15 protein-coding genes are annotated in these 13,589 nt (G+C 67.6%); 11 read left to right on the forward strand and 4 right to left on the reverse strand.

Translation table 11 applies throughout. The features are described 5' to 3' along the window. The first annotated feature begins 52 nt into the window (after positions 1-52). Positions 53-436 (forward strand): hypothetical protein, encoded by a 384-nt coding sequence (locus EV650_RS39630; RefSeq protein ID WP_134124376.1) that lies wholly within the window; start codon positions 53-55, stop codon positions 434-436. Between the two features lies 1 nt (position 437). Then, on the forward strand, positions 438-2,543 hold the full coding sequence (locus EV650_RS39635) for a caspase family protein (protein WP_166678434.1): 2,106 nt from the start codon (positions 438-440) through the stop codon (positions 2,541-2,543). Here the strand turns inward: EV650_RS39635 and EV650_RS39640 are convergent. From EV650_RS39640 to EV650_RS39655, 4 genes are read right to left on the reverse strand one after another with little or no spacing between them, the layout of a single operon-like run. Beyond that, positions 2,509-3,336, reverse strand: a complete 828-nt coding sequence (locus EV650_RS39640) for a carbohydrate ABC transporter permease (protein WP_134124378.1) — start codon at positions 3,334-3,336, stop codon at positions 2,509-2,511. The two genes, EV650_RS39635 and EV650_RS39640, sit on opposite strands and share 35 nt — an antisense overlap. Next, on the reverse strand, positions 3,333-4,214 hold the full coding sequence (locus EV650_RS39645; RefSeq protein ID WP_238174769.1) for a carbohydrate ABC transporter permease: 882 nt from the start codon (positions 4,212-4,214) through the stop codon (positions 3,333-3,335). Before EV650_RS39645 ends, EV650_RS39640 begins: the two co-directional genes overlap by 4 nt. A gap of 44 nt (positions 4,215-4,258) precedes the next feature. Continuing rightward, positions 4,259-5,545, reverse strand: coding sequence for an ABC transporter substrate-binding protein (locus EV650_RS39650; protein ID WP_134124380.1), 1,287 nt, complete (start codon positions 5,543-5,545; stop codon positions 4,259-4,261). A gap of 4 nt (positions 5,546-5,549) precedes the next feature. Further along, positions 5,550-6,500 (reverse strand): carbohydrate kinase family protein, encoded by a 951-nt coding sequence (locus EV650_RS39655; protein ID WP_134124381.1) that lies wholly within the window; start codon positions 6,498-6,500, stop codon positions 5,550-5,552. Positions 6,501-6,626: 126 nt separating this feature from the next. On the opposite strand from EV650_RS39655, the gene EV650_RS39660 reads away from it, so the two are divergent. The 9 genes from EV650_RS39660 (at position 6,627) to lepB (EV650_RS39700) (ending at position 13,576) form a co-directional block, all read left to right on the forward strand. Next, positions 6,627-7,379 carry a DeoR/GlpR family DNA-binding transcription regulator gene (locus EV650_RS39660; protein ID WP_134124382.1) on the forward strand — a complete coding sequence of 251 codons (753 nt, stop codon included), beginning with the start codon at positions 6,627-6,629 and terminating at the stop codon, positions 7,377-7,379. Continuing rightward, a complete protein-coding gene (locus EV650_RS39665; RefSeq protein WP_134124383.1) occupies positions 7,376-8,722 on the forward strand; it encodes a 6-phospho-beta-glucosidase in 1,347 nt (448 codons plus the stop codon). The genes EV650_RS39660 and EV650_RS39665 overlap by 4 nt, the downstream gene beginning before the upstream one ends. A gap of 175 nt (positions 8,723-8,897) precedes the next feature. Next, a complete protein-coding gene (gene rpsP / locus EV650_RS39670; protein ID WP_134124384.1) occupies positions 8,898-9,425 on the forward strand; it encodes a 30S ribosomal protein S16 in 528 nt (175 codons plus the stop codon). Positions 9,426-9,430: 5 nt separating this feature from the next. After that, positions 9,431-9,682: an RNA-binding protein gene (locus tag EV650_RS39675; protein ID WP_134124512.1), complete on the forward strand. Its 252-nt coding sequence runs from the start codon at positions 9,431-9,433 to the stop codon at positions 9,680-9,682. Positions 9,683-9,769: 87 nt separating this feature from the next. Beyond that, positions 9,770-10,312 carry a ribosome maturation factor RimM gene (rimM, locus tag EV650_RS39680; protein ID WP_134124513.1) on the forward strand — a complete coding sequence of 181 codons (543 nt, stop codon included), beginning with the start codon at positions 9,770-9,772 and terminating at the stop codon, positions 10,310-10,312. Then, on the forward strand, positions 10,302-11,501 hold the full coding sequence (gene trmD, locus EV650_RS39685) for a tRNA (guanosine(37)-N1)-methyltransferase TrmD (protein WP_134124385.1): 1,200 nt from the start codon (positions 10,302-10,304) through the stop codon (positions 11,499-11,501). The genes rimM and trmD overlap by 11 nt, the downstream gene beginning before the upstream one ends. Positions 11,502-11,685: 184 nt before the next feature. Beyond that, entirely contained in the window at positions 11,686-12,045 is a 360-nt protein-coding gene (rplS, locus tag EV650_RS39690) for a 50S ribosomal protein L19 (RefSeq protein ID WP_134124386.1), read from the forward strand. Positions 12,046-12,068: 23 nt separating this feature from the next. Continuing rightward, on the forward strand, positions 12,069-12,818 hold the full coding sequence (gene lepB / locus EV650_RS39695) for a signal peptidase I (RefSeq protein ID WP_134124387.1): 750 nt from the start codon (positions 12,069-12,071) through the stop codon (positions 12,816-12,818). After that, positions 12,815-13,576 carry a signal peptidase I gene (gene lepB, locus EV650_RS39700; RefSeq protein ID WP_134124388.1) on the forward strand — a complete coding sequence of 254 codons (762 nt, stop codon included), beginning with the start codon at positions 12,815-12,817 and terminating at the stop codon, positions 13,574-13,576. Before lepB (EV650_RS39695) ends, lepB (EV650_RS39700) begins: the two co-directional genes overlap by 4 nt. Positions 13,577-13,589 lie beyond the last annotated feature (13 nt).

Genomic DNA, 13,589 nt, shown 5'->3' on the forward strand with positions numbered 1-13,589 from the left:
GCCGGCGCCGTACGGGCGCATTGTGGAGGAAGGCCTGGGGTGGGGAGGGGCGATGGGCGATCACGTCCAGATCAAGGTGGTTGAGGACGCGGCCGACGAGGATCAGCTCGAGGTCATGGCACTGCTGCTGCGGCAGGAGTTGCTGCTGCTCGACGTCCAGTCGGTCGAGCCGTACGCCGAGGACGCGGCGCCGGACGGTTCGAAGGGTGCGCTCGCCGCTGTCGCGGGAGTCCTGAGCGTCTCCCTGGCGCCAGGTCTGCAGGCGCTCGGAGCGGTGGTCGCAGTGGTCCGGGAGTGGCTCCGCAGGTCGGCCACCGGGCGGACGGTGAAGCTGTCGATCGACGGTGACGTGATCGAGCTGACCGGTGCCAGCGACGCGGTGCAGCAACAACTGGTGGATACCTTCGTACGTCGGCATGCCGGGGCGGACGTGTGAGATGGACGGTTCGCGCGTCGCGCTCGTGGTGGCGAACGACGAGTACGACGATCCCGGGTTACGGCGCCTGGTAGCGCCTGCACAGGATGCGGCCGCGTTGGCCGAGGTACTGGCCGATCCGTCGGTCGGTGGGTTCGAGGTGAAGGTCCTGAGCAACGAGTCGGCGCAGGAGATCAGGTACGCGGTCGAGGACTTCTTCGCGGACCGGCGGCCGGAGGACCTGCTGTTGCTGCATTTCTCCTGCCATGGCTTGAAGAACTCGGCCGGCGAGCTGTTCCTCGCGGTCGCGGACACCAAGCCGACCCGGCTCGCGTCGACCGCCGTCGCCGCGGACTTCGTCAACCGGCAGATGGCCGACAGCCGGGCGCAGCGGATCGCCTTGTTCCTGGACTGTTGCTACGGCGGTGCGTTCCCGCGCGGCATGGTCGTGCGGGCGGCCGGCGAGGCACAGGTCCAGGACGCGTTCGCCAAGCAGGCCGACGTTGGTGGCGGTCGCGGCCGGGTGGTGATCACCGCTTCGAGCGCGATGGAGTACGCCTTCGAGGGCGGGCAGTTGGCGGCGGACGCCTCGAAGCCGGCGCCGTCGGTCTTCACCGGCGCTGTCGTGGACGGACTGACCACCGGCGAGGCGGACCGGGATGGCGACGGCTGGGTAGGTCTGACCGAACTGGTCGGTTTCGTCACCGACCGGATTCACCGGGTCACGCCGAATCAGAACCCGCAGATGTGGACGTTCGGCTCGCAGGGCGAGCTGCTGATCGCCCGCAGCCGGGTACGCCGACTCACCGCGGCGCCGCTCGCGCCGGAGCTGACCCAGGCGATGGAGAGTCCGTTGCCAGCGGCAAGGTTCGGCGTGGTCGACTATTTGCGCGAGCGTCTGTACGACGAGGATCTCGGGCAGGCGTACGCCGCGTGGCAAGCACTGCGTCAGATGATCGGCGACGACAGCCGCAAGGTCTCCGAAGCCGCGTCCGAGGCGCTGTCGACCGCGGAGCTCCGGGTCACGCCTGAGTCCGTGGAGCTCAGTGGCACGACGCCCGCCGACCTGCACCTGGCCGGTCCGCCGATCGCCTTGACCGCGGGGGCTTCTTCGAGCGTGAACTGGCTGAAGCTTGAGCAGGAAGGCGAGGTCATCCGGCTGCATGCCGAGCAGTCCACACCAGGCACGCACGACGCGGTGGTCCAGCTGGCCGGGCCGCTGGGGGAGCGCGATGTCCCGGTCCGGCTGACCGTCGCCGAAGTACCAACGCTGTCACCGAAGTCTGTCCCGAGGGTCGAGAAGCCTGCACCGACGCCTGCTCCGAAGGTGGAGAAGCCGACGCCGACACCGACGCCGACGCAGCGGGAACCGTCGCGCGAACCGACGGGCAAGCCGCCGTGGTGGCTGATCGCCGTACTGGCCGGGGGCTCGGGACTCCTCATCTACCTGAACTGGCCGGGAGCGCAGTACGCCCACTATCTCTGGAAGGACGCCAACAACACCGGCTGGAGCGTGTACCGCACGTGGTACGACCCGGTGATCCTGTCGTCGTTCGTTGCATTGCTGGTGAGCCTGCTCGCGCGGGGGGCAGGAACGGTCGCGCTCGGAGTCGTGGCGGGCTGCGTCGCGGCCCTGATCCAGGCTGGTCTGCTGATCCTCGCCGGTGGCATCTCCTACAACGAAACCGGCGCCTGGCTCGCCTCGACCGCCGTCGGCGTCGGCTTGGCCGCTGCACTCCTAATCGTGCTGCGGCCGCGGAGCTGGCCGCTTCGACCGGTCCCGGCACCGGCCGCGGCCACCGCCGTCGTTGGCGTCGTCCTGATGCTGGTGAGCTCGTCGATCAAGCACGGCGACGGCATCTCGTTCTTCACCGTCACTCCGCTCGCGGCACTGCACCCGCTCGTGGCGATCGCTCTCGCCTGGTCGGCCCTGGCCGCCGTCGACGCCAGGGCCCAGACGTGGTTGACCGCGGCCACGGTGACTTATTCGCTGGTCGGCATCGTCGGCGCGATTCCTGCCTGGACCACGGGCCAGTCACCGGCCGACTTCCTCACCAGCGTGGCCGGGAGCGTCCTGATCCTCATCGCCGTACTCATCCCCGTACGGCCCCTTCCGTCGCGCCCTTGATGAACTGGCGGGCGAAAACCGCGAAGATGATCACCAGCGGGACCATCGCCATCAGCGCACCCGTCATCACCATGCTGTAGTCGACGCCGTGCGCCCGGTTCAACGTGGACAGCGCGACCTGCAGCGTCACGTGATCCGGGTTGGTCAGCACGATCAGCGGCCACATGTAGTCGTTCCAAGAACCGACAAACGTGAAGATGCCGAGGAACGCCAGCGCCGGCCGGGCCGACGGCAGGGCGACGTGCCAGTACGTCCCGAAGAACCCGCAGCCGTCCAGCGTCGCCGCCTCCACCAGCTCGTCGTGGATCGAGTTCTTGAAGTACTGCCGCATCCAGAAGATGCCGAACGCATTCGCCGCGCCGGGGATGATCAGCGCCTTCAGCGACCCGACCCAGCCGAGGATCGCCATCGTCTGGAACTGCGGTACGGCGGCCAGCTGAGCCGGCAGCAGCATCGTCGCGAGCAGTACGACGAACAAGGCGTTCCGCCCCGGGAACCGGAACTTGGCGAACGTGAACGCCGCCAGCGAGTCGAAGAACAGCACCAGCAACGTGGTCGAGATCGCCACCGTCGCGGTGTTCGCCATCGACTGGAAGAACGCGACGTTGTCGAGCACGTGCCGGACGTTGTCGCCGAAGTGCCCGCCGAAGCTGAACTTCGGCGGGAACCGGTAGATGTCCGCGGTCGTGTTCGACGCCATGATGATCGTCCAGACGAACGGGAACATGAACACCAGCAGGGCCAGCACGAGTACGGCGTGCAGCGCGACGCCACGCAGTCGGTACCGCGTCATCGGTCCTCGCTCCGTTCGCGGAAGATCCGCCAGTTGATTGCCGTGAACAACAACACCAGCACGAAGATGCTGAGCGCGATCGCGGCGGCGTACCCGTAGTCGTTGTCCAGGAACGCGGCCCGGTAGAAGAACAGCACCACGGTCATCCCGCTCTGCCCGGTGCCGCCGCTGTTGCCGACCATCACCTGCGGCTCGGTGAACGTCTGCAGCCCGCCGATCGTCGACATGATGACGGTGAACAGTACGACGGGTCGCAGCTGAGGCAGCGTGATCGAGAAGAACGTCCGTACCGCGCCGGCGCCGTCGACCTTGGCCGCCTCGTACTGCTCCTTCGGGATCGCCTGCAGACCGGCCAGGTAGATCAGCGTGTTGTACCCGACCCACTGCCAGACGATCATCGTCGAGATCGCGATCTTGATCCCCCACGGCTGACCGAGCCAGTCCTGCTGCGGGATCCCGAGCGAACGCAGTGCGGCGTTCACCAGGCCGAAGTTCGTGCTGAAGACCGAGCTGAAGAAGATCGCCATCGCGACTAGTGAGGTGACGTTCGGGATGAAGTAGGCGATCCGGTAGACGTTGGTGAACCGGACGGCGGACTGCAGCATCACCGCAAGTACGAGCGCGAGGACCAGAGTCGGGACGGTCGACATCAGGAACAGGACGACGGTGTTCTCCAGAGCCGTCCAGAACGTCGGGTCCTGGATCAGGAACGCGAAGTTGTCCAGTCCGGTGAACTTGCGGGCGCTGAGACCGTCCCAGCGCTGGAACGCCAGCACGATCGTGGACACCATCGGATACAGCCCGAACACCGCGAACAACACGTAGAACGGCGACAGCGCCAGATAAAACCGCCAGTACGACCAAATCCGCCGCCTCACCGGCCCTGCCGTCACGGTGACCCTGGACACCGTCGCCGTTGCGGTCACTGCACGCCCTGGCGTTTGGCGATCGCCTTTGCCTTCGAGACCGCGGCGGACCAGGCCGCGTCCGAGGTCTTGGCGCCGGTCTGCACCGTCTTCAGCTCGTCGTGGAACGGCGCGGCGACGGCGTCGTCGAACGGCGACTGGTACGCCACCGGGATCGCCTTCGCGGCCGGACCGAACACGTCGATCGGCACCTGCCCGCCGAAGAACTTGTCCGCCGCCTTCAGCTGTGGCTTGTCGTACGCCGCCGGCGCGGACGGGAAGATCTGCGCGTCGGTGAACGCCTTGGCCTCGTTGTCCGCGCTGAGCATGTACTTGATCACGTCGAACGCCTTCTGCGGGTCGGCCGCGTTCTGGGTGATGGCCAGGAAGGAGCCGCCGAAGTTCGCCGGTCCGCTCGGTGTCGGCGCCAGCCACCACTTGCCGGCGCTGGTCTTCACCGCGGACTTGATGTCCAGGGCGACCCAGGCCGCGCCGATGTGGGTCGGGATCGTGCCCTGGTCCAGGCCGGCGTTCCAGTCCGGGCCGCCGCTCGGTGTCTTGCCGTCGATCTTCAGCGTCATCGCCTTGACCGAGGTGTCCCAGGCCTTCCGGATGTGGTCCTGGTCGCCGATGAACTTGTTGTCCTTGGAGATATAGCGCTCGGTGCCCTGGCCGACGACCATGTCGTACAGGTCGGTGGCGTCCCAGACCAGCAGCGCCTTCGGGTTCTTCGCCTTCAGCTGGACGCCGGCGGCGAAGTAGTCGTCCCAGGTCTTCAGCTGGTCGGCGACCTTGGCCGGGTCGCTGGGCAGGCCGGCCGCGGCGAAGATGTCCTCACGGTAGAACAGTGCGGTCGGACCGACGTCGATCGGCAGACCGATCACCTTGCCGTCCAGTGTGGTCGCCTGCTTGACCTTCCAGTCCAGGTAGTCGCCGAGGATCGAGTCCGCACCGACCGTCTTCAGGTCGACGAACCGCTCCGCCTGGGGGAGCAGCGAGGCGATGTCCTCACCCTTCAGACCGGTGATGTCCGGGATCGACGTACCGCCGTTGAACGTGGTGATCAGCTTCTGCTTGAAGTCGCCGCCGATCTCGGAGTACTTGATCTTCGGGTCCGGGAAGTGCGCCACCGTGTCGTCCAGCACGGACTTGCCCAGACCGCCCGGCCAGCACCACATCGTCAGCTCGGTGGCGGCGTTCTTCTTCGCCGTGGTCCCGGTGTTCATCCCGGACGAGCAGCCGACCAGGGAACCGCCCGCTACGGCGGCGAAGCCCCCAAGGAGGGTCCGACGTGAGAGCTCCATGGTTCTACCTTCCTGAGTTTGCGCTGATCAGCGCGTGGAGGTGATGGTCTTCGGGGTGTGCGGTCTGCCAGGCCGCGAGGTCCGGCCAGCGGGGTGCGGAGTCCGCTCCACCGAGGCGAGTGACCGACAGCGCGGCGGTGAGTGCGGCGAACCGCAGCCGCTGCTCCAGCGGCAACTCCCAGAGCGTCGCGGCGATGAAACCGGCGGCGAACACGTCACCCGCCCCGGTGCTGTCCGCCGCCGGGACCGAATACGCCGGTACGGCGACGCGCTCGCCGGTGCTCGCGTCGAGTGCTTCCGCACCGTCGTCGCCGTTCGTCACCACGACCAGCGGGACCTTCTCCGCCAGGGCTTCGAGCGCTGCCGCGGGTGACGTCGTACGGGTGTAGGCCATCGCTTCGTCCGCGTTCGGCAGGAACACGTCGCAGTGCTCCAGTTGGTCCAGCACAGCCGGGTCCCACTGCTCGGACGGGTCCCAGCCGACGTCTGCGAACACCACACTGCCGGCCGCCTTCGCCTTCCCCAGCCACTCGTTGCGCCATGGACCGATGTGGGCGGCGACGGCTCGGGCAGCCGGCAGTGTGGTGATCAGCTCGTCGGCCGACAGCAGGGGAGACGTACCGCGGGTGACCAGTGCCCGATCGTTGTCATAGGCAAGGGCCACGGTCAGCGGGGTCTGCCAGCCGGCGAGTCTGCGGGACAGAGTCAGATCGATGCCCTCGTCGTCGGCGAGGCGCCGCCAGACGCGGTCGCCGAGGTCGTCCGCACCGAACACGGCGGCCATCCCGGTGTGCAGGCCGAGCCGGGCCAGCGCGACCGCGAAGTTCGCAATGCCGCCCGGGCTCTCGTGCGACTCGGTGGCCCAGACCTCGGTGCCAGGGCGCGGCGGAGTGGGCAGGCCGAGCACCAGGTCCTGGAAGACCAGACCGGACACAACAACATCCAGCTCGTGCATGCGGGGCCACACTCCTGCAGGCTCGATCAAACTCGTTCATGAATCTTGGAACTCCTGCGCAGATTCCGCAATACCTGCTCAAGACTTTGACTGAAAGTGACAGAGTTTGCGTGATACGGTCTGCCTGTGTTGCCGAAGCAGCGACAGGATCAGATCGTCCGCGCGCTCCGCGCCGACGGGGCCGGGGGCGTCAAGGTGCTCGCCGGGAAGCTCGGCGTCAGCGAGGCGACGATCCGGCGCGACCTCGAGCAGTTGCACGCCGAGGGCCGGCTGACCCGGGTGTACGGCGGTGCGCTCGCGGTCGACGGTGGAGACGAGCCGTTCGCGGACGTCAACGCCATACATGCGGAGGAGAAGGACCGGATCGCCCGCCGGGCCGCCGAACTGGTGACCGACGGCGAGTCCCTGCTGCTGGACATCGGTACGACGGCACTCCGGGTAGCGCAGCACCTGCACGGCCGTTCGTTGACCGTGGTGACCAGCAACCTCGCAGTACTGGAGGAATTGCAGAACGACGAGCAGATCGAGCTGATCGTGCTCGGTGGGTTCGTACGGCGCAGCTATCGGTCGCTGGTCGGCTACCTGACCGAGGAGAGCCTGCGGCAGATCCATGTCGACTGGCTGTTCCTGGGGACCAGCGGAGTCCGTCCGGACGGCCGGGTGATGGACAGCACGATGATCGAGGTACCGGTCAAGCGGGCGATGATCAAGGCAGCCGACCAGGTCGTCCTGCTCGCCGACCGGACCAAGTTCCCGGGCCACGGGGTTGCCCGGGTGTGCGAGCCGGGGGAACTCTCGATGGTGGTGACCGAGTCCGGAGCCGACGAGGCAACCCGGGCCCAATTGACTGAGGCGGGCGTAAAGGTGGTCCTGGCGTGAGGCTGACGATTCTGGGTGGGGGCGGCTTCAGGGTTCCGCTCGTGTACCACGCGTTGCTCGGCGACCGCGGTCCTGGACGGATCACGTCGGTCGTCCTGTACGACGCCGACCGCAGCCGGCTGTCCGCGATCGCAGCGGTGCTGCATCAACAGGCTGCTGGTGTCGAGGACGCTCCGGTTGTCACCGAGACCACTGACCTCGACGAGGCGCTGCGTGGTGCGGACTTCATCTTTTCCGCGATCCGGGTCGGCGGGCTCGAGGGGCGGACCGTCGACGAGCGAGTCGCGCTGGACCTCGGCGTACTGGGTCAAGAGACGGTCGGCGCCGGTGGGATCGCTTACGGCCTGCGGACGCTGCCGGTCGCGGTGCAGATCGCTCAGCGCATCGCGGCCGTCGCACCGGAAGCCTGGACCATCAACTTCACCAATCCGGCCGGCATGGTCACCGAAGCGATGATTCCGTTCCTGGGCGATCGGGTGATCGGCATCTGCGACTCACCATCGGGTCTGGGTCGCCGGGCGGCGCTGGCGATCGGCGTGGACCCGTCGACCGCGTTCTACGACTACGCCGGGCTCAACCATCTCGGTTGGCTTCGCGGTCTGCGGTCCGGTGGGGTGGATCGACTGCCAGAGCTGCTGCAGTCTCCTGAAGCGCTGACGTCCTTCGAGGAGGGACGTCTGTTCGGTGTGGACTGGCTGCGGTCTATCGGCTCGATTCCGAACGAGTACCTGCACTACTACTACTTCGCGCGCGAGACGTTGGCCGCAGTACAGGCTGTGCGGCAGACGCGTGGCACGTTCTTACTGGAGCAGCAGTCCGCGTTCTATGCCGAGACGGGCGACCATCCGGACCAGGCGCTGGAGTTGTGGCAGAAGACGCGGGCCGAGCGCGAGTCGACGTACATGGTGGAGAGCCGTGAGGTCGCGGACGCGGGGGAGCGGGACGAGCGCGACATGGCGGCCGGCGGCTATGAGCAGGTCGCGCTGTCGTTGATGCGGGCGATTGCGCACAACGAGCGCGCCTCACTGATCCTGAACGTCCGGAACCGCGGCGTACTGCACCATCTCGACGACGACGCCGTGGTCGAGATCCCGTGCACGGTGGACGCCAATGGCGCGCTGCCGGTGACCGTGTCCCAGCTCACCGATCACCAGGCCGGCCTGGTCTGCTCGGTGAAGGCTGTCGAGCGCTCCACCATCGAGGCCGCCACGAGCGGTTCCCGGTCCGCCGCCCTCCGCGCCTTTGCCTGGCATCCGTTGATCGACTCGGTCACGGTGGCCCACAAACTGCTCGACACGTACGCTGACCACCTCGACGGCCTCGCCCGGTTCCGCGAGCGCTGATCCGCGAATTGGTACGGACCGCCAGATCTGGCACAATGGCCTGCTGAGTCCGTCCAGGTTTCGTGCAGCCCTCTAACTCCACTGCCCGGCCGGCCCATCGAGCGGTTACTGCGTTGTCCCCACGACGCGTCGTGCTGCTCACCCAGACAGTAATTCCGAGGGAGACCACACCAGCGTGGCAGTCAAGATCCGTTTGAAGCGCATCGGCAAGAAGCGCACCCCGCACTACCGCATCGTCGTCATGGACGCCCGCACCAAGCGGGACGGCCGGGCGATCGAGGAGATCGGCATCTACAACCCGAAGGCCGAGCCCTCGTTCATCCGGGTCGACTCGGAGCGGGCGCAGTACTGGATGGGCGTCGGCGCGCAGCCGAGCGAGGCCGTCGAGGCGATCTTCAAGGCCTCCGGCGACTGGCAGCAGTTCAAGGGCCTGCCGGCCCCGGCCCCGCTGCGGGTGGCCGAGCCGAAGCGGGACAAGCAGGAGATCTTCAACGAGGCGCTGGCCGAGGCCCACGGCTCGCTGAAGACCGAGGCGGTCACCGCCAAGAAGACCACCGCGAAGAAGGCGGCCGCGAAGGCGGACGACGCCCCCAAGGCCGACGAGGCTCCCAAGGCTGACGAGGCCCCGGCGGCGAAGGCCGACGAGGCGCCCGCCGCCAAGGCTGACGAGGCGCCGGCCGCGGCCGAGACCACCGAGGCCTGACGGTGATGGAGACCGACGCGCTCGAGCACCTGGTGCGCGGCATCGTGGACAACCCCGACGACGTCAGTGTCCGGTCCCGGACCCTGAGGCGTGGGCGCACCCTCGAGGTGCACGTCCACCCCGACGACATCGGCAAGGTGATCGGCCGCAACGGCCGGACCGCCACTGCCATCCGCACGGTCGTCGGTGCCCTCAGCTCCGAATCCTCCCTGCGCATCGACTTCGTCGACGAGTTCAACCGGCGCCCGCGCCGCTGACTCGAGCTTTTCGAAGGGCCGCACCCACCCGGGTGCGGCCCTTCGTCCTATCCTCACTTTGTTGTCCTCTAAGAAGGGTTTGTGCAGGTGTTGGTGACTGTCGGGCGGATCGGCCGGGCGCATGGGATCAAGGGTGAGGTCGGGATCGACGTCCGGACGGATGAGCCGGATCGACGGTTCGTGGACGGTGCGACGCTGGTGACCGAGGCCAAGGTGTCCCGCACACTGACCGTGGAGTCGAGCCGGTGGCACAGTGGGAAGTTGCTGGTGAAGTTCGCCGGCGTGCCGGACCGGACCGCCGCCGAGCAGCTGCGCAACCTGTTCGTGCAGTGCGAGATCGATGAAGACGAGCGTCCCGAGGACCCCGACGAGTACTACGACCGCGACCTGATCGGCCTGACCGTTCGCACGGCCGACGGCGAAGAGGCCGGCGAGGTTCGCGACGTCGTACACCTGCCGTCGCAGGACCTCCTGGAGATCCGCCGCCCCGCGGGCAACGTCGTACTGGTTCCGCTGGTCGAGGAGCTGGTCCCGGAGCTCAACCTGGACAAGCGGTACGTCGTCGTGGCCGATCGGCCCGGCCTGCTGGATCCGGAGGGCGCCGAGGTGGTGCCGACCGATGAGGCTTGACGTCGTCTCGATCTTCCCGGAGTACCTGGCTGCGCTGGACGTCTCCCTGGTCGGCAAGGCGGCCAAGAGCGGCCTCCTGGACGTTCACCTGCACGACCTGCGCGAGTGGACCCACGACCGCCACCGGACCGTCGACGACACCCCGTACGGCGGTGGAGCGGGCATGGTGATGAAGCCGGAGCCGTGGGGCCTGGCTCTCGACGCGATCGCGCCCGCGGACGGTCCGGCGCAGCCGCGGCTGATCGTGCCGACTCCGGCTGGTCGGCCGTTCACGCAGGAGTTGGCTTACGAGCTGGCCGCCGAGCCGTGGCTGGCGTTCGCGTGCGGTCGGTACGAGGGCATCGACGCGCGTGTGGCGTCGTACGCCGGGGAACGGATGCGCGTGGACGAGGTCTCCATCGGCGACTACGTCCTCAACGGCGGTGAGGTCGCTGTACTCGTCATGGTCGAGGCAGTCGCCCGCCTCCTGCCCGGCGTGATCGGCAACCCGGAGTCTCTTGCTGAGGAGTCCCACTCGGGCGACGGCCTGCTCGAGTACCCGGTCTACACGAAGCCGACGAGCTGGCGAGGGTACGACGTACCTGAGGTGCTGCTGTCCGGCAACCACGGCCTGATCGCCGACTGGCGCCACGAGGAGTCGGTACGACGTACTGCGGAACGCCGGCCGGATCTGCTGGCCGCATGGGGCGACGTACTCGCGGGCAAGGACGACTCGACCGCCGGCATCCGGATCCTCCCAGCGACCACCGCCGACGCCGGCGAGCTCCACACCCTCCAGCTGGCCGCGTTCCTCTCCGAGGGACGCCTGTACGACGACTACACGCTCCCGCCGCTCACTGAGGACCTCGCAGACACGGCAGCCCGCCTGGAGCGCGCCACCGTCCTCAAGGCTGTGGCCGGCACTCGCATGGTCGGCTCCGTCCAACTCGCGGTCGACGGCTCGACAGCCCAGATCGAGCGGCTCCTGGTCGCCCCGGACTGGCAGGGGCGTGGACTCGGCGCCCGCCTCCTGCGTGCCGCTGAGCAACTGGCTCCGGCCGAAGTCACGTCGTACACGCTGAACACCGGCGCCCAGAGCGACCGCAACCTCGCGCTGTACCGCAAGGCGGGCTACCGGGAGCTCGGCCGGGAGGCGCAGACGCCGAAGGTCGACCTGGTGTACCTGGGCAAACGCCGTCGCCGAAAATGACGTCACCCTGTGCAGCCGGAGTGGGCTGATTTCGTCACTGTGTGGGGCGTGTGGCAAGATTGTCTGTTGCTGCCCATCGGTGCTCCTGCCACAGGGGGTGACCACCGACCGGCAGCCTTTTGATGACTTCATCACCACCGACATTCGTGGGTGACCTGTGGCACGTGCGAGGAAGAGACACCTGATGAGCAACGTCCTGAATGAGCTCGACAACGCGAGCAAGCGCGACGACATCCCAGCCTTCCGCCCCGGCGACACGGTCAACGTGCACGTCAAGGTCGTCGAGGGCAGCCGGTCCCGCGTGCAGGTGTTCAAGGGCGTCGTGATCCGTCGCCAGGGCGGTGGCCTGCAGGAGACCTTCACGGTCCGCAAGGTCAGCTTCGGCGTCGGCGTCGAGCGGACCTTCCCGCTGCACACCCCGATCGTCGAGAAGATCGAGGTCGTCACCCGCGGCGACGTCCGCCGGGCCAAGCTCTACTACCTGCGCGAACTGCGGGGTAAGGCGGCCAAGATCAAGGAGAAGCGCGAAATCCCGGCCTCCTGACTCTGTAACGACGACGGTCACCTATGGCGCCGAGCACTGCGACTCGCGCTCGCCCTCGGCCGGTCGCCGGGAAGGCGCGTCGCAGCAAAGGACGTCACCGCAGGCTGAAGCAGCGGAATCCGCTGCTCAGCCTGCTGGTCGAGATGAGCACCGTCACGGTGCTCGCACTCGTCATCACGGTGGTCCTGCGGCTGTTCGTCGCAGAGGCGTTCTACGTCCCGTCGGAGTCGATGTACGACACCCTGACGAAGGACGACCGGATCCTCGCCGAGAAGATCAGCTACCTGCACCGGGACGTCGATCGCGGCGACATCATCGTCTTCAAGGACCCGGACAACTGGCTGGACGAGGCGGAGCCGCAGCCCGGCACGCTGCGCAAGGTCGGTGAGTTCGTCGGCATCCTGCCCCGCAGCGGCGAGGGTCACCTGGTCAAGCGGGTGATCGGCATCGGCGGCGACCGGGTGATCTGCTGCAACAAGCAGGGCCAGATCACCGTCAACGGCATCCCGCTGGACGAGCGGGAGTACCTCCTGAAGGACGCCAAGCCGTCCGAGGTGCCGTTCAACGTGCTGGTGCCGCCCGGCCATCTGTGGGTGATGGGCGACAACCGCGCCGAATCCGCCGACTCCCGTGCCCATATGGGCGGCCCCGGTGGTGGATTCGTGCCGGTCGAGAACGTGGTTGGCCGGGCCTGTTGCGTAATCTGGCCGTCTGACCGGATGACGATGCTGCGTCCTCCGGAAACCTTCAAGAAGCCGGGGCTGAAGAAGTGACCGATACACCGACCAAGACGGACGCCAAACCCGCCCACCGCTCCGGCTTCGGGGCAGCCGCCCGCGAGTTCGTGCTGATCGTGGTCGGGGCCCTGATCGTGTCGTCGATCCTGCGGGCGTTCGTCGGGCAGATGTTCATCATCCCGAGTGAGTCGATGGAGAACACGCTGCTGGTCGGTGACCGGGTCGTGGTCGAGAAGCTGACCGACGTCAAGCGTGGCGACGTGGTCGTGTTCGAGGATCCGGGCGGCTGGCTCGGCCCGAGCGAGAGCGGTCAGAAGCGCGGTTCGATCGGCCGGTTCTTCGAGATCGTCGGTCTGCTTCCGGACTCCAGCCACGGTCACCTGATCAAGCGCCTGATCGGTATGCCGGGCGACAAGGTCGCGTGCTGCGACTCCAAGGGCCGCCTGCTGGTGAACGGTCAGCCGCTCGACGAGCCCTATCTGTATCCCGGCGACGCCCCGTCCCAGATGGAGTTCCAGGTCACCGTCCCGGCCGGCCGGATCTTCGTGATGGGCGACCACCGGTCCGCGTCCGGCGACTCCCGGGTGCACCTGCAGGACCTCGACGCGAACGGCGGCAATCAGGGCGACGCGGCGTTCGTTCCGCTCGACAAGGTCACCGGGCGGGCGATCATGATCGTCTGGCCTGCGGGCCGCTGGACCAAACTCGGCGTACCCGACACGTTCAAGGCCGTCCCGGCTCCCGGTCCGGCGCCGGACAAACCCTCGATATCCCTCACGCCACCACCTAAGTGAGAACCTGTCGCCT

It is taken from the genome of Kribbella kalugense (assembly GCF_004365875.1).
In the GTDB taxonomy this organism is placed as follows: Bacteria; Actinomycetota; Actinomycetes; order Propionibacteriales; family Kribbellaceae; genus Kribbella; species Kribbella kalugense.